The 19967-nt window shown below is 65.0% G+C and carries 11 protein-coding genes; 5 read left to right on the top strand and 6 right to left on the bottom strand.

Annotation, left to right across the window (positions count from 1 at the left end; all coding sequences use genetic code 11):
* Window positions 1-277: 277 nt before the first annotated feature.
* From xylA to BSZ14_RS10245, 3 genes are read right to left on the bottom strand one after another with little or no spacing between them, the layout of a single operon-like run.
* A complete protein-coding gene (xylA, locus tag BSZ14_RS10235; RefSeq protein ID WP_076710840.1) occupies window positions 278-1600 on the bottom strand; it encodes a xylose isomerase in 1323 nt (440 codons plus the stop codon).
* On the bottom strand, window positions 1601-3049 hold the full coding sequence (xylB, locus tag BSZ14_RS10240) for a xylulokinase (RefSeq protein WP_076710841.1): 1449 nt from the start codon (window positions 3047-3049) through the stop codon (window positions 1601-1603).
* An 8-nt stretch (window positions 3050-3057) separates the two neighbouring features.
* Entirely contained in the window at window positions 3058-4185 is a 1128-nt protein-coding gene (locus tag BSZ14_RS10245) for a glycoside hydrolase family 43 protein (protein ID WP_445190543.1), read from the bottom strand.
* 358 nt (window positions 4186-4543) lie between these two features.
* Here BSZ14_RS10245 and BSZ14_RS10250 point away from each other — a divergent pair, with 358 nt between their 5' ends.
* Window positions 4544-5614 (top strand): alpha/beta hydrolase, encoded by a 1071-nt coding sequence (locus BSZ14_RS10250; RefSeq protein ID WP_076710843.1) that lies wholly within the window; start codon window positions 4544-4546, stop codon window positions 5612-5614.
* 132 nt (window positions 5615-5746) lie between these two features.
* Here the strand turns inward: BSZ14_RS10250 and BSZ14_RS10255 are convergent, their stop codons facing one another.
* The gene (locus tag BSZ14_RS10255) at window positions 5747-8407 is read right to left on the bottom strand and encodes a glycoside hydrolase family 3 C-terminal domain-containing protein (RefSeq protein ID WP_076710844.1); all 2661 of its coding nucleotides are present in this window, start codon (window positions 8405-8407) and stop codon (window positions 5747-5749) included.
* 210 nt (window positions 8408-8617) lie between these two features.
* On the opposite strand from BSZ14_RS10255, the gene BSZ14_RS10260 reads away from it, so the two are divergent.
* The 4 genes from BSZ14_RS10260 (at window position 8618) to BSZ14_RS10275 (ending at window position 14904) form a co-directional block, all read left to right on the top strand.
* Window positions 8618-10477, top strand: coding sequence for an NPCBM/NEW2 domain-containing protein (locus BSZ14_RS10260; protein ID WP_089413623.1), 1860 nt, complete (start codon window positions 8618-8620; stop codon window positions 10475-10477).
* Between the two features lie 82 nt (window positions 10478-10559).
* Window positions 10560-11693, top strand: a complete 1134-nt coding sequence (locus tag BSZ14_RS10265; RefSeq protein ID WP_076710846.1) for an endo-1,4-beta-xylanase — start codon at window positions 10560-10562, stop codon at window positions 11691-11693.
* Window positions 11690-13357: a glycoside hydrolase family 43 protein gene (locus tag BSZ14_RS10270; RefSeq protein ID WP_076710847.1), complete on the top strand. Its 1668-nt coding sequence runs from the start codon at window positions 11690-11692 to the stop codon at window positions 13355-13357. Before BSZ14_RS10265 ends, BSZ14_RS10270 begins: the two co-directional genes overlap by 4 nt.
* Window positions 13354-14904 carry a glycoside hydrolase family 43 protein gene (locus BSZ14_RS10275; RefSeq protein ID WP_076710848.1) on the top strand — a complete coding sequence of 517 codons (1551 nt, stop codon included), beginning with the start codon at window positions 13354-13356 and terminating at the stop codon, window positions 14902-14904. Before BSZ14_RS10270 ends, BSZ14_RS10275 begins: the two co-directional genes overlap by 4 nt.
* Before the next feature lie 262 nt (window positions 14905-15166).
* Here the strand turns inward: BSZ14_RS10275 and BSZ14_RS10280 are convergent, their stop codons facing one another.
* Window positions 15167-16714 carry a tryptophan halogenase family protein gene (locus BSZ14_RS10280; protein ID WP_076710849.1) on the bottom strand — a complete coding sequence of 516 codons (1548 nt, stop codon included), beginning with the start codon at window positions 16712-16714 and terminating at the stop codon, window positions 15167-15169.
* 68 nt (window positions 16715-16782) lie between these two features.
* Window positions 16783-19755, bottom strand: coding sequence for a TonB-dependent receptor (locus tag BSZ14_RS10285; RefSeq protein WP_076710850.1), 2973 nt, complete (start codon window positions 19753-19755; stop codon window positions 16783-16785).
* Between the last annotated feature and the right edge of the window lie 212 nt (window positions 19756-19967).

Genomic DNA, 19967 nt, shown 5'->3' on the forward strand with positions numbered 1-19967 from the left:
AAAGCGATCAGCATTGCACGGTTTTAGCCCCTCCCCTTCAGGGGAGGGGTTGGGGTGGGGCATCGCCATGGGCGTTTCGCTTGCGGAAGCCCCCCACCCCCGGCCCCTCCCCTGAAGGGGAGGGGTGAGCAGAGTTGATCGTTTTCGACTCTAAACCTCCGTTCAGCCTGAGCGAAGTCGAAGGCCACGCCATCCGGCCAAACAAAAAGGGGCGTATCCGAACCGCCGGATGCGCCCCTTTTTCGCAGGTGAAGCGGGTCCGAATACCCGCCCCCTCTTACTTGCCCGAATGAACGATGCGGTTGACGAGGTTTTCGATCCGCTCCTGACGGCCCGAACGCGGCTTCGGATCGATCGCCTTCTGTTCTGCGAGGTCTGCGATCCCGGCGAGGTCGAGGCCGCCGATCTGCTGGCCGAACTCGGCGTCCCAACCGGCATAACGCTCGGACTTGATCGCATCCAGGCGACCGTCCTCGATCAGCGCAGCGGCGTTGAGCAGGCCCTTGGCGACGACGTCGATACCTCCGACATGGCCGTGGAACAGGTCGACCGCATCCATCGACTGGCGACGCACCTTGGCGTCGAAATTGAAGCCGCCGGTGGTGAAGCCACCCGCCCGGATAATCTCCAGCACGGCCAGCGTCAGTTCCTCGACCGAGTTGGGGAATTGATCGGTATCCCAGCCATTCTGGTGATCGCCGCGATTGGCGTCGATCGACCCGAAGATACCCAGCGCACCCGCCGTGGCGATCTCATGTTCGAAGGTGTGGCCCGCCAGCGTGGCGTGGTTCGCCTCGATATTGACCTTCACTTCATTCTCGAGGCCATAAGCCTTGAGGAAGCCGTACACGGTCGCCGTGTCAAAGTCATACTGGTGCTTGGTCGGCTCGTGCGGCTTCGGCTCGATCAGGATGGTGCCGGTGAAGCCGATCTTGTGCTTGTGCTCGACGACCAGCGACAGGAAGCGGCCCAGATTGTCCAGCTCGCGCTTCATATTGGTGTTGAGCAGCGTCTCGTAACCCTCGCGACCGCCCCACAGCACATAGTTCGCACCGCCCAGACGATGCGTCGCTTCGAGAGCATCGCGGACCTGCATCGCGCCGAAGGCATAGACTTCGGGGTCCGGGTTGGTTGCGCCACCGGCGGCGAAGCGCGGATGGCTGAACAGGTTGGCGGTGCCCCAGAGCAGCTTGCGGCCCGACGAGGCCTGCAGCTTTTCGAGGTGATCGACCGCTTCGGCGAAGTAACGGCGATGCTCGGCCACGCCCTGCGCATCGGCCATCACGTCGACGTCGTGGAAGCAATAATAGGGCACGTCGAGCTTGGAGAAGAAGTCGAACGCCACCTCACGCTTCTGCGCCGCGGCCGCGCTGTCGTTCGCGCCCGCATGCCACGGGCGGTTGAAGGTGCCGCCGCCGAACACGTCCGAACCCGGCCAGCAGAAGGTGTGCCAGAAGCACGCGGCGAAGCGGAGATGCTCCTCCATCGTCTTGCCCAGCACGACGCGGTTCTTGTTATAAAAGCGGTAGGCGAGTTCGTTGTCGCTGTCCGGACCCTCGTAACGGATCGTCGGGATGTCGGCGAAAAAGTCGGTAGCCATTTAACGGTTCCTCGGAGTGATACGGGAATAGCTGTCGCGGAAGCGCGCGATCTTCGGGGCGAAACGCTCGGCGAGCGCGGCGTCGGGGGCGATGCTGTGGCTGACGGGCGGCGGCGCGCAGACCTCTTCGGGCGAGCCGCCATCGACCGCCAGCTGGGCCAGACGCGCCGCCCCCAGCGCGGGACCGACCTCGCCGCCCTTCAGATAGACCAGTTCGACGTTCAGCGCGGCGGCCAGCGTCTGTCCCCAATAGGACGAACGCGCCCCGCCGCCGATGACCGACAGCCGCGACAGCTCGGTCCCGGCATCGCGCAGCACCGACAGGCCGTCGGCCAGCGCAAAGGCCACGCCTTCCAGCACCGCCTGCGCCAGCCGCTCCGGCGTGGTGTCGTGGTCGAGGCCCAGGAAGGCGCCGCGGACCTCGGCATCGTTATGCGGCGTCCGCTCGCCCGACAGATAGGGCAGGAAGATTTCGGGACCGCTCGCCGGACCGACGCTTTCGGCGCGCGCGAACAGCTCGGCGGCACCCGGCGTGCCGGTCAGCCGCGCGACCCAGTCGATGCAGGCCGCCGCCGACAGGTGTACCGACATCTGATGCCAGACGCCCGGCAGACAGTGGCAGAAGGCATGGACCGCGCCCGCCGGATTGGGGCGGAATTCCTTGGTCGCGGCGAAGATCACGCCCGAGGTGCCCAGCGACAGCAAGGCGTCGCCGTCCTTGACCACGCCCACGCCCGCAGCCCCGGCGGCATTGTCGCCACCGCCGCCCGCGACCGGCACTTGGTCGATGCCCCAGGCTTCCGCCACCTCGGCGCGCAGCTTGCCGGTCTGCGCCGTGCCTTCGACCGCCTGCGGCATCTGTTCGCGGGTCAGGCCGGCGGCGGCGAGGATGTCGTCGCTCCATTCGCGGCGTTCGACGTCCAGCCAGAGCGTGCCCGCCGCATCCGACACATCCGACGCCTTTTCACCCGTCATGCGCAGCCGAACATAATCCTTGGGCAGCAGCACGGTGCGGATCTTCGCGAAGATTTCCGGCTCGTGATGCGCGACCCAGAGCAGCTTGGGCGCGGTGAAGCCCGGCATCGCCAGATTGCCCGCGACGCGGTGCAGATCGGGGGCCTTGGCCTCCAATTCCGCGCATTCGGCCTCGCTGCGCCCGTCATTCCACAAGATGCCGGGCCGCAGCACCTGATCGTCCGCGCCCAGCAAGGTGGCGCCGTGCATCTGCCCGGCAAGCCCGATGCCGCGCACCGCCCGGCGCACCGCCGGGTCGATCGCGCGGACGGCGGCGGTCGTCGCCTGCCACCAGGCCTCCGGGTCCTGTTCGGACCAGAGCGGCTGGGGACGCTGCACGGTCAGCGCCGCCGTCCCCTGCCCTACCACCGCGCCATGTTCGTCCAGCACGACGGCTTTCACGCCCGACGTGCCGATATCGATCCCTAGGAACATCGTCGTCCTTACTTCACGAACGGGTCGATGGTCGGGATCGTCCCGTCCGGGTTGAACTTCAACTCGGTCATCTTGACGTTACGCAGGTGGTTCTTGTCCGACAACTGAGTATCGGCGTAGAAAAGCCACCACTTGCCCTTCCACTCCACGATCGAGTGATGGGTGGTCCAGCCCTGCACCGGCTTCAGGATATGCCCCTTATAGGTGAACGGGCCATAAGGGCTGGTGCCGATCGCATAGTTCAGGAAATGCGTGTCGCCGGTCGAATAGGTGTAATAATATTTGCCGTCGCGCTTGAAGACCCAGGACGCCTCGAAGAAGCGCTTGTCATGGTCGCCACCCAGCACCGGCTTGCCCTGTTCGTCGAGGATCACGACGTCGCGCGGGGTTTCGGCGAAGGTCTTCATGTCCGGGTTCATCTTGGCGATCTTGCCCGAGATGGCGGGCTGGTCGTCCTGCTTCAGGTCGGTATCGCTGCCGTTCGGATCATATTTGCCGTCCTTCCAGCGCTGAAGCTGGCCGCCCCAGATGCCGCCGAAATACATGTACGCGGTGCCGTCCGTGTCCTGATAGACGGCCGGGTCCATCGAGAAGCTGCCGGGGATGGCCTCCGGCTCGGCCTTGAACGGACCCATCGGGTTCTTCGAGGTGGCGACGCCGATGCGGAACGCGCCCAGGCCGTTCTTGTCCTTGGTCTTATCGCGCGCGGGGAAATAGAGATAATAGGTGCCGTCCTTATAGGCGGCATCGGGCGCCCACATCTGCTGCGAGGCCCAGGGCACGTCCTTCACATCGAGCGCGACGGGGCCGACCATGACCTTGCCGCCCGGCTCGTCCATGCGCAGCACACGATAGTCGCGCATCGCGTACTGATTGCCCAGATCGTCGTTCGGCGTGTCGGTCGGCACGTCATGGCTGGGGTAGATATAGAGCTTGCCGTCGCTCCAGACATGCGCGGACGGATCGGCGGTGAAGATCTCGCGCACCAGCGGCTGCGAGAGATAATGGCGACCATCGGGCGAGGTCGGGTTGGCATCGTTCGACGCCGTCGTCGTGTTTTCCGCCACGGTATTGTCGGCCGTATGCTGCGTCCCGCAGGCCGCGGTGCCGAGACCCAGCACAAGGCTGGCCATCATCAAGCGCTTCATCGCTTTTCCTCTCCAAGCGCCCCGTCTTCGGAGCTTTGCAGGCACGATAGCGCTATCAGGATGAGGGATGCAAGGCCGGTTGGGCGTTTTGCGATGGGACAGGTGGGAGCGTGGCCTTCGACTTCGCTCAGGCTGAACGGAGCGAAGGATTATGCCCAAGCCACCAAACCTCGTTCAGCCTGAGCGAAGTCGAAGGCCAAGGGAATCCAGCGCCGATACGGCCGCTTGACAATATAAACCCCGCATTGTTGGTAACGATATCCGACCCCGCCCCTTCCCTCGCGGGTCGCCCCCTACAAGACCGACACCCCATGTCGGCGCGTTTTCAGGACAGAGGATGACCCGCATGGCCCTTCGCTTTTCGCCTGCCAAATGGCTGCTCGCCGCCGGGGTCGCGCTGCTGCCCATTGCGGCCGCGCCTGCCCAGATGGCTACCCAGTCTCCGACCGTCGTGCCCGGCGCCAAGCCGGTCACGGTCGAACGGATCAAGGTCCATTCCGCCGCGATCGAGGGCAATCTGGAGGGCAACAGCGACGACCGCGACGTCATCGTCGTCCTGCCACCCGACTATGCCAGGAACCGCACGCGTCGCTATCCGGTCGTCTATGCGCTGCACGGCTATTCGATCGGCGCGGACCAGTGGACCAAGGAAATCCATGTCCCCGCCTCGGTCGAGGGGGCGTTCGCGCGCGGTGTTCCGCCGATGATCCTGGTCTTTCCCGACAGCAAGACGATGCACAACGGGTCGATGTATTCCTCCTCGCAGACGGTCGGTGATTTCGAGCGGTTCATCAGCCACGACCTGATCGCCGCGATCGATGCACGCTATCGCACCATTCCGCGCCGCGAAGCCCGCGGCCTCGCCGGTCATTCGATGGGCGGCTATGGCACCGCGCGCATCGGCATGAAGCATGCCGATATGTACGGGGCGATCTATATGATGAGCCCCTGCTGCCTGTCGCCGCGCGCGATGGCGCGGCCCGAGGGCACTGATGAAAAGCTGCTGACCAGCCTCGCCTCGCCCGCTGAGTCCGCCAAGCTGAACTGGGGTCAGCGCGCGATGCTCGCCGCGTCGGCCGCCTGGTCGCCCAATCCGAAGAACCCGCCGCTCTATCTCGACCTGCCGGTCAAGGACGGCAAGGTGCGAGACGATATCGTCGCCAAGTGGCTGGCCAACACCCCGCTGGCCTTCGTCGACCAATATGTCACGCCCCTGCGCAGCTATCGCGCGATCGGGCTGGATGTCGGATCGCAGGACGGGCTGAAGGCCGATGCGCAGAAGCTGCACGAGGCGCTCGACAGCTATGGCATCGCCCACAAGTTCGAGATTTACGAGGGCGACCATGTGAACCGGATCGGGGTGCGCTTTCAGGAGCAGGTCCTGCCTTTCTTCGGGCGGGCGCTGGCGACGAAGTGATTTGATTCCTCCCCTGCAAGGGGAGGTGGCAGGGCGAAGCCCTGACGGAGGGGGCGGGCCGCAGGATACGTCCTTTATGGCAAGCCCCCTCCACCATGCTACGCATGCTCCCCCTCCCCGTGCCGGGGAGGATCAATCCGCGATGGGGGTAGCCGTATCGATCCGAAACGGCGTGCTGCGCACCGGGACGCCCGTGTCCGGCTGGCCCGAGCCGACCGAAGCGTGATAGTCGCCCTTCATCACCAGCCGCTGGCCATCGGCGTCCACCGCGCTCAAGTCACGCGGGCTGAGCGTGAAGGTCAGGCTCCGGCGTTCGCCGGGGGCCAGATGCACCCGCTGAAACCCGCGCAGGGCGACACGCGGTGCGCCCTCGACCCTGGGGAAGTTGAGATAGAGCTGTGCCACCTCGTCCCCTTCGCGGCGGCCGGTGTTGCGCACCTCGGTCGTGACGGTCATGCTGCCGTCCGCACCGGGCTTCACCGACAGCGGCGCATAGGCGAAGCTGGTGTAGCTCAGGCCATAGCCGAACGGGTAAACCGGAGTGCCCGTGAAGTAGCGATAGGTCCTCCCCTTCATCGCATAGTCGCCGAACGGCGGCAGATCCTCGACCGAGCGGTAGAAGGTCAGCGGCAGGCGACCCGCCGGGTTGGTCTTGCCCGACAGGACATGGCCGACCGCCAGTCCGCCCGCTTGCCCCGGATACCAAGCCTCGACGATGGCGTCCGCATTCGCCTTGGCCCAGGCGAGGTTCACCGGGCTGCCGTTCATCAGCACGACGATCAGCGGGCGGCCGGTCGCTTTGGCCTGTTCGAGCAGCGCCTGCTGGTCGGCGGGCAGGTCGAGCGTCGTCTTGTCGCCGCCCTTGAAGCCGGGGACCGCGATTGGCGCTTCCTCTGCTTCCAGATCGGAGGTTAGGCCGACGACCGCAACCAGCGCGTCGCTCGCCTTGGCCGCCGCGCGCAGTTCGGCTACGGGATCGTCCGAAACCCGCTTCCACACCAGATTGATGCCTGTCAGGATGCGCGCCTCGGTCGTGACGGTGATCGGGTAGCGCCGCCCCTTTTCCAGCGTGACGGTCTTCATCGTCGGCAGGCTGTTCCACGATGCCTTGGTCAGATCGACAAAGGGCTGCCCGTCGAAACGCATCGCGCCGTTGAAGCCTGCGATGCCCAGCCGGTAGCGCCCCGTCTCCGGCGGGACGACGTAGCCCGTCCACACCGCGCGGTGCACGTCGCGGACCAAGGACAGGTCCAGGCTGCGCGAGGCGGCGTTGGCCTCGACGCGGGTGACGACGGGACGATCCTCGAATTTGGCGGTCTTCAGCCAGTCGTTCAGCGCGCCGGGGGCGAAGCGGTCGGGTATGCGACCGACGACGTTGTAATAGCGCGCCGTCAGGCCCGGCTCGCCGCTTTCGGTCTGGAGCGCGGTCGTCGGGATCGGATCGCCGTCCGTATAGGTTTCGCCAAAGGGCACATAGCGCACCTGCGCGCCCGGCATGGCCTGACGAAGCCCCTCGACCACCGAAATCCGCGGCCCCGACAGCGAGGACGAATAGTTTCCGCGCAACACCCGCGTCGCATCGCCCAGCGGGCCGATCACCGCGATCCTCGCATGGGCCTTGAGCGGCAGGATGCCCTTGTTCTTGAGGAGGACGAGGCTCTTCTCCGCTACCTCCAACGCCAGCGCGCGGTGGGCCGGCGTGTCGATGTCGCGGGGCGAACTGGTCTGGGTCGACAGCGGGCGCAGCCCCGGCAGGTCGCCAGTGCGATAGCGTGCGGCGAACAACCGGGTCAGCGAGCGGTCGATGTCGGCGACCGAGATCAGCCCGCGCGACAGCGCCTCGCGATACGGATTGGTCAGCCCGTCCGTGTCGGTCAGCGTCGCATTGTTGCACTCATTGTCGACGCCCGCCCGCATCGCCGCCGCCACCGCGCTCGCCGCATCGGGGGCATAGTGATGGTTGGCGGCGATGTCCTTCACCGCGTCGCAGTCGGACACGACATAGCCGCGAAAGCCCCAGCGTCCGCGCAGAGTATCCTTCAGCAACAGGTCGCTGGCGCAGGCGGGCTGGCCGTCGATCCGGTTATAGGCGCACATGATCGAACCCGCCCCGCCCTCGACGATCGCGGCACGAAAGGCAGGGAGATAGGTGTCGGCCAGATCATGCTGCGAAACATAGACATTGGCCTCATGCCGGGTCGATTCCGGGCCGCTATGCACCGCATAATGTTTGGGCGTGGCGACGACGTCGATCCGTGCCGGATCGTCGCCCTGCAGCCCGCGCACGAAGGCGACGCCCATCCTCGCGGTCAGATACGGGTCTTCGCCGTACGTCTCCTGCCCCCGCCCCCAGCGGGGATCACGAAAAATGTTGATGTTGGGCGACCAGGTGTCCAGTCCGGTGCCGATCCGCCCCATCCGCCCCGTCGTTCGTGCCAGCGCGTGAAGGCCGCGCACTTCCGCGCTGATCGCCTGCGCCGTGCGGCCGACCAGTGCATCGTCGAAGGTTGCCGCCAACCCGACCGGCTCGGGGAAATTGGTCGTCGGCACCGGACCTAGCGCACCGTGCAGCGACTCCGTCCACCAGTTATAGGCAGGCACCTCCAGCCGGGGAATGGCGGGTGCGGTGTTGAGCAACTGGCCGAGCTTTTCGTCGGTCGTCATCCGGCCGACCAGCCGCGCCGCCAGCGCCTCGGCCTGTTCGGGACCGGCCGCCGCCTGCTGCTGCGCCAGCACCATGTCGGAGGTCGATAGCGCCAGAGCCGACAGGATTGCCGCAGGCCATGCCTTCATGCCAAATCACTCCCCTGAAACCCGATTTTTGATAACGGTATCACGAAAGCCGTCATCGTCCAGCATTCGATTTTCATACGGCTTTTCCGTCGTCGGGCGGTGGACAGTCCCTTTTTAGTCCGACAAGATCACCCAAAGACCATTACGGGGAGGATCATTATGCGGCCCATCATCGCCAGGGCTTTCGCGAGCGCTATCACCATCGCCTGGATGACCTGCGGACCAGCCTTGGCGGCGGGCAAGACCGACCCGCTGGCCCCGACCGGCCGATGGAGCGCCAATCAGGGCGGACAGGCCGCGCTGCCGCCGATGGGCTGGAACAGCTGGAACGCGTTCAACAGCGACCTCGACGAGGAAAAGGTCATGGCCTCGGCCAGGCTGATCGTAGACAAGGGCCTTCGCGAGGCGGGCTATCGCTATATTAACATCGATGACGGCTGGTGGCTGCGCCGTCGCCAGCCGGATGGCCGCATGGTCATCCGCGCCGATAAATTTCCCTCGGCCGCTACTGGCCCGAACCAGCAGACCAGCTTTCGCCCGCTAACCGACCGGCTTCACGCAATGGGGTTCAAGGCGGGCATCTATTCCGATATCGGGCGTAACAGTTGCGGCCAGGTCTATACCCCGAACTTCGCCAACCAGCCCGAGGGCACCATCGCCGAGCGCGAGGTCGGGCTGTACGGCCATATCGACCAGGATATCGCGCTCTATTTCCGCGAATGGGGCTTCGACTATATCAAGGTCGACGGCTGCGGCATTCGCGGGCTGGGCAAGGATAGCGAGCATGTCCGCAAGGGCGATTATCGCGAGTTGACGCCGCTGATCGACATGAACTCCCTCGCGCGCACCAACATCCCCGCGGTGCGCGCGCTCTACGATCATGTCGCCAGCGCCTTGAAGCGGGAGAACCCGGACGGCGACTATCTCTTCTCGCTCTGCCTGTGGGGATCGGCGGACGTGCGCAGCTGGGGCAAGCAGATCGGCAACGTCTCACGGACCAGCGACGACATCACCGCGCACTGGTCGCGGATGCTGACCAACCTCGATACCAGTGCCAGCCGTGCGCTCTATGCCCATCCGCACACCTGGAACGACCCGGACATGCTGTTCATCGGCTCGGGCGAGTTCGACGCCAACCACATGACCGAGGCGCGGTCGCATTTCGCGATGTGGGCGATGATGAACGCGCCGCTGCTGATCGGCTTCGACCTGCGCAAGGCCAATGCCGAACAGATCGCGTTGCTTGGCAACCGGGCAATCATCGCGCTCAATCAGGATGCGGGCGCGAACCAGGCCGTGCCCGCCTATCTGTCCGACGACGTGCAGATCTTCGTGAAGAGCCTGGCCAATGGCGACAAGGCGGTGGCGATCCTCAACCGCACCGCCGCCCCGGTGCAGCCGGTCCTCACCGCCGATCACCTGAAGCTGCGCGGCGATGTCGCCATGACCGACCTGTGGACCGGCGCGAAGAGCCGGTTTTCGGGCGAAACCAAGCTGACCCTCGCCCCGCATCAGACCCTGATCTACCGTGTGACCGGCACGCACCGTCTGGCGGACGGCCATTATCTGTCGGAGGCGCCCAGCGACGTGAACCCCGCCGAGGACGGCATCGCCACGCCGGAGGGTGATCCGACCATTCATCACGAACTCAGCCCCTGGGGCGGCAGCAAGGGGCCGGGCGACTTCCCGCAATATGCCGGATGGGGTGGCGCGCAAGCCGATCGCACCCCGTTCGGGCGACCGTTGCGGCTGAGCGGAAAGGTCTATGACACCGGGATCGGCGTGCTCGCCAATTCGCGGCTGGAGGTGCGCAATCGCGGCCAGGCGCGCTTCGACGCCATGGTCGGCATCGACGACTCCGCCACCGCGCGCGGACGGCGGGTGGTGTTCGAGGTTTATGGCGACGGCAAACTCCTCACCCGCTCGCGCCCGGTCGCGCTCAACGAAGCGCCGGTGGCCGTCGAGGCGGACGTGCGCGGCCGCAAACTGATCGAGCTGGTCACGCGCGCCGATAGCGCTCCCGACGCAGCGCTGCCCGTCATATGGGCCGATGCGCGCCTGACCGGCTGACCAACATTCGCCCCGACTTACATGGCCTTGCCGTTTGACGCAGGCCATGCAAAAGTTCCGGCAAAGGATAAGGGAGAGGGTGATGAAACCCAATTGGCAGGGGCCATCGCTGACGCGTCGTCAGCAACTGGCCGGGATCGCAGGCGGCCTAGCGATGGGAGCGCTACCCATCTCGCTATGGGCGCAAGGTGCGCCGTCACTGCGCGATCTGGCGGCGCAGAAGGGCATCCTGTTCGGCACGGCGATCAATGCGGGCCGAGGGTCGCCGATCAACGATCCGGGCTACGGCGCGATCGTCGCGCGCGAATGCGGGGTGTTGGTCCCCGAAAACGAGATGAAGGTCTATGTGCTGGGCAATGACCCGGAACGGCTGAACTTCGGCCCCGCCGACCGCATCGCCGGGTTCGCCCGTGACAACCGCATGAAGCTGCGCGGTCACACGCTCCTCTGGAATTACGAGAAATATATCTCGCCCGCGCTGGCCGAGACGGTGACGAAGACCGGCGCGGAAAAATGGCTGCGCCGCTATATCGCCGCCGTCGCGGGGCATTTCGGCGACCAGATCTATAGCTGGGACGTGGTCAACGAGACGATCGATCCCAAGACGGGCGAGGTCCGGGGCACGGTGTTCGACAAGGCGCTGGGCTTCGACGTGTTCAAGATCGCCTATGAAGCCGCGCGCGAACATGCGCCTCATGCCCAGCGCGTCTATAATGATTATATGTCGTGGGAGGTCCGCAACGAGGCGCATCGCGCGGGCGTGCTCCGCCTGCTGGAGCGGTTCCGCAAGGAGAACGTCCCCGTCGACGCGCTCGGCATCCAGAGCCATCTGGGCAATGACGGCAGCCACTCGAAAGTCCAGCGTGCCGAGTGGAAGCGTTTCCTCGATAGCGTCACGGCGATGGGCTATCGCCTGCTCATCACCGAATTCGACATCAACGACCGTGAGATGCCGAAGGATATCGCGCAGCGCGACGCGCAGGTGGCGGCGGTCGCCAAGAGCTATCTCGACATGATGCTGTCCTATCCGCAGCTCGACCAGTTGCTGTGCTGGGGCCTATGGGACAAGCATAGCTGGCTGAACGGCTTCGCTCCGCGCGCCGACGGCCTGCCGCAGCGTCCCCTGCCCTATGACGATGCGCTGAAACCCAAGCCGCTTCGCGCCGCCATCGCCGCCGCGCTCAGCGCCGCCCCCGTCCGAAAGTCCATCGCATGATCCGCCTGCCCTTCGCCGCCCTGGCCCTGTCGCTGGCCATGACGGGCACGGCGTCCGCCCAGACCGCGACCTTCGACCGCTTCACCTATCAGGGCCGCTCGATCGAGCAGGCGAAGCCCCAGGCGGGCGAGTATATGAACCCGATCATAGCGGGCTATTACCCCGACCCGTCGGTGACGCGGGTCGGCAAGGACTATTATCTCGTCAACTCGTCCTTCGCGCATTTCCCCGGCCTGCCGATCTTCCACTCGACCGACCTCGTCCACTGGACCCAGATCGGCAATGCGATCGACCGGCCGGGGCAGCTGGATTTTGCCGGGCGGTCGGTATCGGAAGCGGTGTTCGCGCCCGACATCAGCTATCACGACGGCACCTTCTACATCGTCAACACCTGCGTCCAGTGCCGGGGCAATTTCGTCATCACCGCCAAGAACCCCGCCGGTCCCTGGTCCGACCCGATCTGGCTGCCGTTCGAGGGGATCGACCCTTCCATTTATTGGGAGGGCGACCGCGCCTATATCGTCAACAACCGCGCGCCCAATGAGACACCGCGCTATGATGGCCACCGCGCCATCTGGATCCAGGAATATGACTGGCGGGCGGGCAAGATGGTCGGCGAGAGCACGCAGCTGGTCAATGGCGGCGTCGACCTTTCCAAAAAGCCCGTCTGGATCGAGGGGCCGCATATCTTCAAAAAGGACGGCTGGTATTATCTTACCGCCGCCGAAGGGGGCACCAGCGTCAATCACTCGCAGGTCGTACTGCGCTCGAAAGCGCTTCGCGGCCCCTATGTGCCCTTTGCGAATAACCCGATCCTGACCCAGCGCGATCTCGATCCCAAGCGCCCGCATCCGATCAGCGCGGCGGGCCATGCCGAGCTGGTCCAGACGCAGAATGGCGACTGGTGGGCGACCTTCCTGGCGACGCGGCCCTATGCCGACGACTATTATAATATCGGGCGCGAGACCTTCCTGCTGCCGGTGACGTGGAAGGATGGCTGGCCGATCATTCTCGAACACGGCAAGACGGTGCCCTGGACCCACAAGGTCCCGAACCTGCCCTCATCGCCCGCGCCCAAGCTGCCGACCAGCGGCGATTTCGGCTACACCGATGAGTTCGACGGCAACCGGCTGGCGATGCAATGGATCGGTGTGCGGACGCCCAAGGCGCCCTTCTATTCGGTCGCGAACGGCGCGCTGACGATGAAGGGCGGCGATGCGCTGGGTGACCGGCAGGGCGTGCCGGGCTTTGTCGGGCGGCGACAGCAACATGCCATCGCCGATGTCTCGACCACGCTGCGCTTCATGCCCAGCAAGGACGGCGCGCGGGCCGGGCTGGTCGCGATGCAGAACGACTATGCCTATCTGTTCTTCGGCCTGACCCGCATCGACGGCCAGCCCCGCATCGCGCTCTACAAGCGGGAGGGGAAGAACACGCGCGACGAGACGGCGCCGGAGACGCTCATCGCCTCCGTGCCCTTCGCCCCCAAGGGGCCGGTGACGCTGACCCTCCATGCCAAGGGCGGGACGATGGCTTTCGACTATGAGAGCGGCGGCCAGCGCGCGACGCTGAAAAACGATCTCGACACCCGCTTCCTCAGCACCGCGCGCGCGGGCGGGTTCGTCGGCACGGTGGTCGGCCCTTATGTGTACAATCCGAAATGAGGTGGTTTCCTCTGGCGCTGCTCGCCACACTGCCCGCTCTAGCCGGAGCGCAGGTCTGGCAGTCGGATCGCGGCAACGGCACCTATGCCAATCCGCCGCTCTATGCCGATTATCCCGATCCCGACATAATCCGGGTCGGACAGGATTTCTACTTCATCACCACGACCTTCGCGAACGTGCCCGGCCTGACCATCATGACCTCACGCGATCTGGTGAACTGGCGCTTCGTCGGCCATGTCATCGACCGGCTGGAGGGGATGCCGCAATATGATCTGAAGGACGGCGGCGCATATCGGAAGGGTATTTTCGCGCCCAGTCTGCGCTACCGAAACGGCGTCTTCTACATCGCGGTGACGCCGGTGGGCGAGAAGACGCGTATCTATCGCTCGAAGGATATTCGCGGTCCCTGGGAAATGAACCGGATAGGCGAAGCCGCCTTCGATCCGGGCCTGTTCTTCGACACCGATGGCAGCGCCTATATCATGACTTCGGTCGGCTCGGACGGCACCAACACACTTCTTAGCCTGGACCATGACCTGCGCACCGTGACCGACAAGCGCGTCGTCTATTACAACAAGGGCGCGGAGGGTTCGAAGCTCGTCAAGCGCGGCGACTATTACTACATGTTCAACGCCATTCCCCGGCGGCTGGGCATGATCGTCTCACGCGCCAAAAGCCTGTTCGGGCCATGGGAGACGCGCGACCAGATCGACGACAAGACCGGCGGCCATCAGGGCGCGATCGTCGACCTGCCCGACGGCACCGATTATGGCTTCGTCATGGTCGATGCGGGCGCGGTCGGCCGGATGACCAATATCAGCCCCGTCTTCTGGAAGGACGGCTGGCCGGTCTGGGGCACGCCGGACGCGCCGGGCCGCGTCCCTGCCACCGCGACCAAGCCGATCCAGGGCCAGAAGGTCAGCACCCTGCCCGCCTCGGACGACTTCTCCGCGCGGACGCTGGGCCTGCAATGGCAGTGGAACCACAATCCCGTCGCCAGCGACTGGTCGCTGACCGAGCGGCCGGGCTGGATGCGGCTGCGTGCGGGGCAGGCCCCCGCCTTGTGGAGCGCGCACAACACCCTGCTGCAAAAGGGGCAAGGGCCGTTCAGCCGGGGGACGGTGGCGATCGACACGACGCATATCCGCAGCGGCGACCAGTGCGGCTTCGGCACCTTCGGCAAATATAGCGGCCATATCGCTATCGGCCGGGGTGGCGATGGGCGGCTGACCCTGACCATGCGGGTGATCGAGGATGTCGCGGCCGAAAAGGGCACGACGCAGAAGACCGATCTTCGCGTTGATGCCCGGCCCGTGACGGCAAGCCAGCTGTTCCTGCGCACGGACATGGACTTCAAGACCGACCGCGCGAGTGTCGCCTATAGCGTCAACGGGCGGGACTGGCAGGCTCTGGGCGCGGACTTCCCACTCGCGTTCGACTGGCGGACGGGGACGTTCCAGGGACAGCAATATGCGCTGTTCTGCTACAATCCAGGTCCGAAAGGCGGGTGGATGGACGTGGACAGCTTCACCCTGTCGGGGCGGTAATGCCTTGGCCTTCGACTTTGCTCAGGCTGAACGGAGCGAGGGGAAGGCCATACATCCCACCATCCGTTCAGCCTGAGCGAAGTCGAAGGCCACGCCTAGAGTCGAAAACGATCAACTCTGCTCACCTCTCCCCTTCAGGGGAGGGGCCGGGGGTGGGGCGCTTCCGCAAGCGAAACGCCCATGGCGAGGCCCCCCCCCAACCCCTCCCCTGAAGGGGAGGGGCTAAAACCGTGCAATGCTGATCGCTTTCAACTCTAACCTCTCAGATCGTCGGCAAGCCCCGCTCCACGATCTTGCGGATCAAGTCGCGGTGCTTCGGCAGGCCCGCCAGCAATCGCCCGGTCTGCACGTCATTCTCTCGCCGCGCCCGTTCGGCGGCGACCGACTCGGCGATCAGGCTGCCCGGTGCGATGTCGGTGCGCTGGCCCATGCCATACAGGACATATTGATAGCTGGCCGAGGGAAACACCTCTTCCACCCGGTCGAATTCGTCATGCATCCACGGCGCTTGATAGCGCCAGAGCTCCATCAATTCCTGCAACCGATCCGGCATCGTCTCGGGGCGGCAATTGTCCCGCCAGAAGTCGCTGTCGGTCCGCTTCGTCAGCGAATAATGCAGCTTGAGGAAATCGACGATCCGGCCCCAGCGGTACAAGGTCGTCTCGTTGAACCGTTTGGCGACGGTATCCATCACCTCGCGACAGGCGGGCATCTGCTCGGCGATCAGCTTGGCGGACAGCTCGATCAGCACGATGGCCGACGCCTCCAGCGGTTCCAGGAACCCTGCCGCCAGCCCGACGCCAACGCAATTGCGTTCCCAGAAACGGGTGCGATGCCCCGCCCGGATCTTCAACTCGCGCACGGGCAGGTCACGCCCCGCCTCGCCCAGATAGGCGCGCAACTCACGCTCGGCGTCGTCGCGGTCGATATGGCTGCTGGAAAAGACATGGCCCACGCCGCGCCGGGTCGGCAGGCCGATATCCCAGATCCAGCCCGAAGACTGCGCCGTCGAGATGGTGTGCGAGGCGATCGGTGCCTCGGGATCGTCACAGGGCACCTGTATGGCGAGCGCGGTGTCGCAGAACAGCACGTCGTTCAGCGGCTGGAACGGCACTTCCATCGCCTCGCCCAGCAACAGCGAGCGAAAGCCGGTGCAGTCCACGAACAGGTCGCCCGCCACCTCGCCCGCCTGGGCCGTCCGAACGCTGCGAATGTCGCCGTTTTCGGTCAGCAGCACCTCCTCGACATTGGCCAGCACATGCCGCACGCCCAGTTGCTCGCAGCAATGGCGGCGCAGGAAGTCGGCGAATTTGCCCGCATCGAGGTGATAGGCATAATTGGCGATCGCCTCATATTCCGGCGTCGCGATCGTCTTCGGGGCCAGCCCCGCGTCGCAGATCCGGCCCTGCGGCGTCACCGCGTCGCAGAAGCTGACCTCCTTATCCTCCGACGTCAGCCAGTGCGGCGCGAGGTTCACCTGCGCAAAGCTCTGCGGCAACATCAGGGGATGGTAATAGCCGTCATCCGCCGCGCCCGTGGTCCAGCGGTTGAACCGCGCGCCCTGCTTGAACGAGGCGTCGCATTCGCGGAAAAACGCCGTCTCCGACACGCCCATGCGCTTGAGGGTGGTGCGCAGCGTCGGCCACGTCCCCTCCCCCACGCCGATGATCGGCACGTTAGGGGACTCGACCAGCGTGACGGTAAAGCCGTGCGGCCGCCGCCCCTGGTGCCGCGCGGCAATGACGCCCGCGGTCAGCCAACCGGCCGTACCACCGCCGACGATCACGATGTTCTGAACGGGCTGAACCATGGATCAGTAGGTCCAAGAAGCGGCGGGGATGTCAAGCCGATGCCTGCCATCCCCGCCATCGGCCATCGTCAGAAACGATAGCGCGCGCCGAGCGTGAAGCGACGGCCATAGTCGAACACGTCGAGCAGCTGGTTCTTGAACCGGCCATGCGTGCTCTGCTTGTTCTTGTTGATATTGAGCGCTTCACCGAAGATCGAGAAGTTCTTCGTGACGTCGTAGCTGCTGGTCAGGTCGACCTGGAAGCTCTGGTTCACGAAGGTCGGCTCGGCGCCGTACGACCCGGTATTCTGGTTCTGACCGAAGCCCGACAGATATTCGTCACGCCAGTTCAGCGCGGTACGGAACTGGAAGCCGTTCTTGTCATAGAAGCCGACGAAATTCGCCGAATTCGCAAGGCCGGTCACCGCAAAACCGCTCTGCCCGACGATCTTCGGGTCATAGGGCTTGTTGGTGTTGACGAAGGTGCCGTTGGCTTGGAAGCCGAAGCCGCTGTCGCCGAACACCTGCTGCCACGCGATTTCGACACCACGGACCGTCGCATCGGGGCCGTTGACCTGCGCCGTAATGGCGAAGACCGCAGGGTTGCCCGTCGTCGGGTCGATCACGCCGCCCACCGTCTGGTTGGTTACGCCGCCAACGATGAAGTTGCTGACGTTCTTCAGGAACAGGTCGACCGCGATGTACGAGTTGCGCTGGTAATACCATTCCGCCGCCACGTCGAAATTGCTGGCGAGATAGGGCTTCAGGTTCGGATTGCCACCGCTGCCCGACAGGGCACCTACACGCTGGCCATTGCCGATGCCGACGACCGGGTTCAGCAGGTTGAGGGCCGGACGGGTCAGCGTGCGCGACGCATCGAAACGCAACTGAAGCTTATCGGTCACTTCCAGTCGCAGATCGACCGAAGGCAGCACATAGGTGTAGCTGCTGCGGTTCGAAATCGGCTGGACGTCGGTAAAGGCGATCGACAGCAGCGTCGGATCGGCGGCACTGCGCGTGATGGCCGTGGGCGCACGACCCTGGCCGATCGACCGGAGACGCGTGTTCTCGGTCCGCACGCCAAAGGCGGCGTGCAGCGGCATGCTGCCGATCTGACCTTCCATCTTGCCGCTGAAGAACAGCGACAGGGTCTTTTCGTTGACCGACAGGATGCTGCCCGGATCGACCGCTTCGGTGAACTGCCCGGTGAAGCCGTTCACGCCACCGTTATAGTTGAAGCCGGGGACGTTCTGCGCCTGCGGATTGCCCAGGCTGGTCAGATAGTTCTGATAGGCCTGCGGGCTGTAGATCAGGACCGAGGGCGGCAGCGTGCCGCCAAAGCCCGGAATGAAGTTGTTGAGGCTGATCGATCCCTGATACAGGCTCGAGGGCAGCGGCGATACGCCCGAGCCCTGGCCCGACGGTGCGCCATAACCGGCATAGGCCTGCCAGAAATTGTTGGTGAAGGTGCTGCGGTTCAGCAGGTTGAAGGTGTCGTCGGTATACTGACCACCCGCCTTGAGGGTGATATTGTCGTCTTTCCACGTCACGACGCCACGGAATTGCTTCAGCTCGTCGGTGTTCTTCTGGGTTTGCAGGACGGTGACGTGCGACCCGATCGCCGTCGGATCGGCCCAACGGCCACCGTTACCGGCGGGGCCGAAGTTGCTGATCGACGGGAACGCCTTGTTGCTGTCGGCGGTGATGTTGAAGCCCAGATTAGTGCCGAGCGCGCCGCCATAACCGATGTCGCCGTTGCTGCTGCCGATGGTGTTGCCGGGGTTCAGCCAGCTCTTGGCATAGGCCCCGTCCGCCTCGACGGTCAGCTTGTCGGTGACGTCCCACTTGACGTTCAGACCCGTCTGGTTGGTCTGAAGGATCTGCTTATTCATCGCCGCGGTGAAGTCGGTCGGCGAACCGGCCTGGGTAAAGCTGACCGCCGTGCCGTTGGCGTCCTGCTTGACGTTGCGCAGCGACTCCTGGCTGAACCACACGCCGAAGCCGTAAATGTCCGTCGAGATGGTCTGGCGCGAGAAGTTGTTGTCCAGCGTGACCATCAGGCCATCGGACGGATGCCATTGCAGCGCCACGCGGCCGTCGACGCGCTCGTCCTGGGTCCGCTGCTGTTCGGCGCCATATTGCTGCGGGAACCAGCCGGTCAGGGTGCGGCGGTCGCTGGCGGCGGCGGTGGCGCTGGTGGTCGGGTTGCAGGTCGCAGCCGTGCTGCCGGTCAGCTGGCAAGGCGCGAAGTTACCGCCCGGCCAACCCGACACATAGACGCGGTTGGTATCGGTATCACGCCGGGTATAGATAAAGCTCGACAGGATACCCAATGTATCATCGGCAAAGGTATCGCTGACCAGCGCGCCGAGCGTCGGCACGACATGGCCCGCCCGGTCCTGAAGCGAACCCGAGGCGCTGACCGCGGCGCGGAAGCCGGGATGATCGAACGGCTTGGGGAACTGGATGTCGACGGTCGCGCCGATCGAGCTGGACGCGAGCGTCACGTCGGGCGTCTTCAGGACGCTGATCCCGCCGATAAAGTCCGAGCCGACGGTGCTGAAGTCGATCTGGCGACCGCCGGTCGCGGTCGAGATGCGGCGGCCGTCATACAGCGTGGTGTTGAAGTCGCCGCCAAAGCCGCGAACGGTGATCCCGGTCGGCTCGCCACGCGCACCCGAACGCTGGATCGAGACGCCGGGCAGCCGCTGGAGCGAGGCCGCGACGTTCGAATCGGGAAATTTGCCAATATCTTCGGCCGAGATCGCATCGACGACACCGGTCGCGGTACGCTTGATGTCGAGGTTGCGCTGCAAGGAGCTGCGCAGTCCGGTGACGACGATGTCGGCGGTCGTCGCCTCGCCGGACGGAGACGGACTGTTATCCGCTTCGCTGGGGGCAGTGGCCTGGTCCTGCGGGGTTCCGGCCTGCTGGGCGGTGGTTGCGGTCTGGGCAAAGGCCGTTCCCGGCGACACCATGGCGAGGGCCATGAGTGGCGAGACGCCTGCCATCAAGGTCCGGCGCGAAACGAATGCGGCCACAAAAGCTGTGCGAGCCACCATCTTCCCCTCTCCTACGTTTATCATATTCATGCGCGATCGACGTTCTTGCGCCGTACCGCCCATTCGATGAATTGATGTTAGCGTTATAATAGATGCTCTACAAGCCATTTGTCAGAGCGGACGCGAACGGCTATCCCAAGGGTTGACGGCAGGCGCATGGGGCGGACACAGTCCCGGCCTGACCGCTCCGTTTCGCATCCGCCGCGATGGGG

The sequence above is a fragment of the Sphingomonas sp. Sph1(2015) genome (genome assembly GCF_001970915.1).
Lineage (GTDB): Bacteria > Pseudomonadota > Alphaproteobacteria > Sphingomonadales > Sphingomonadaceae > Sphingomonas > Sphingomonas parapaucimobilis.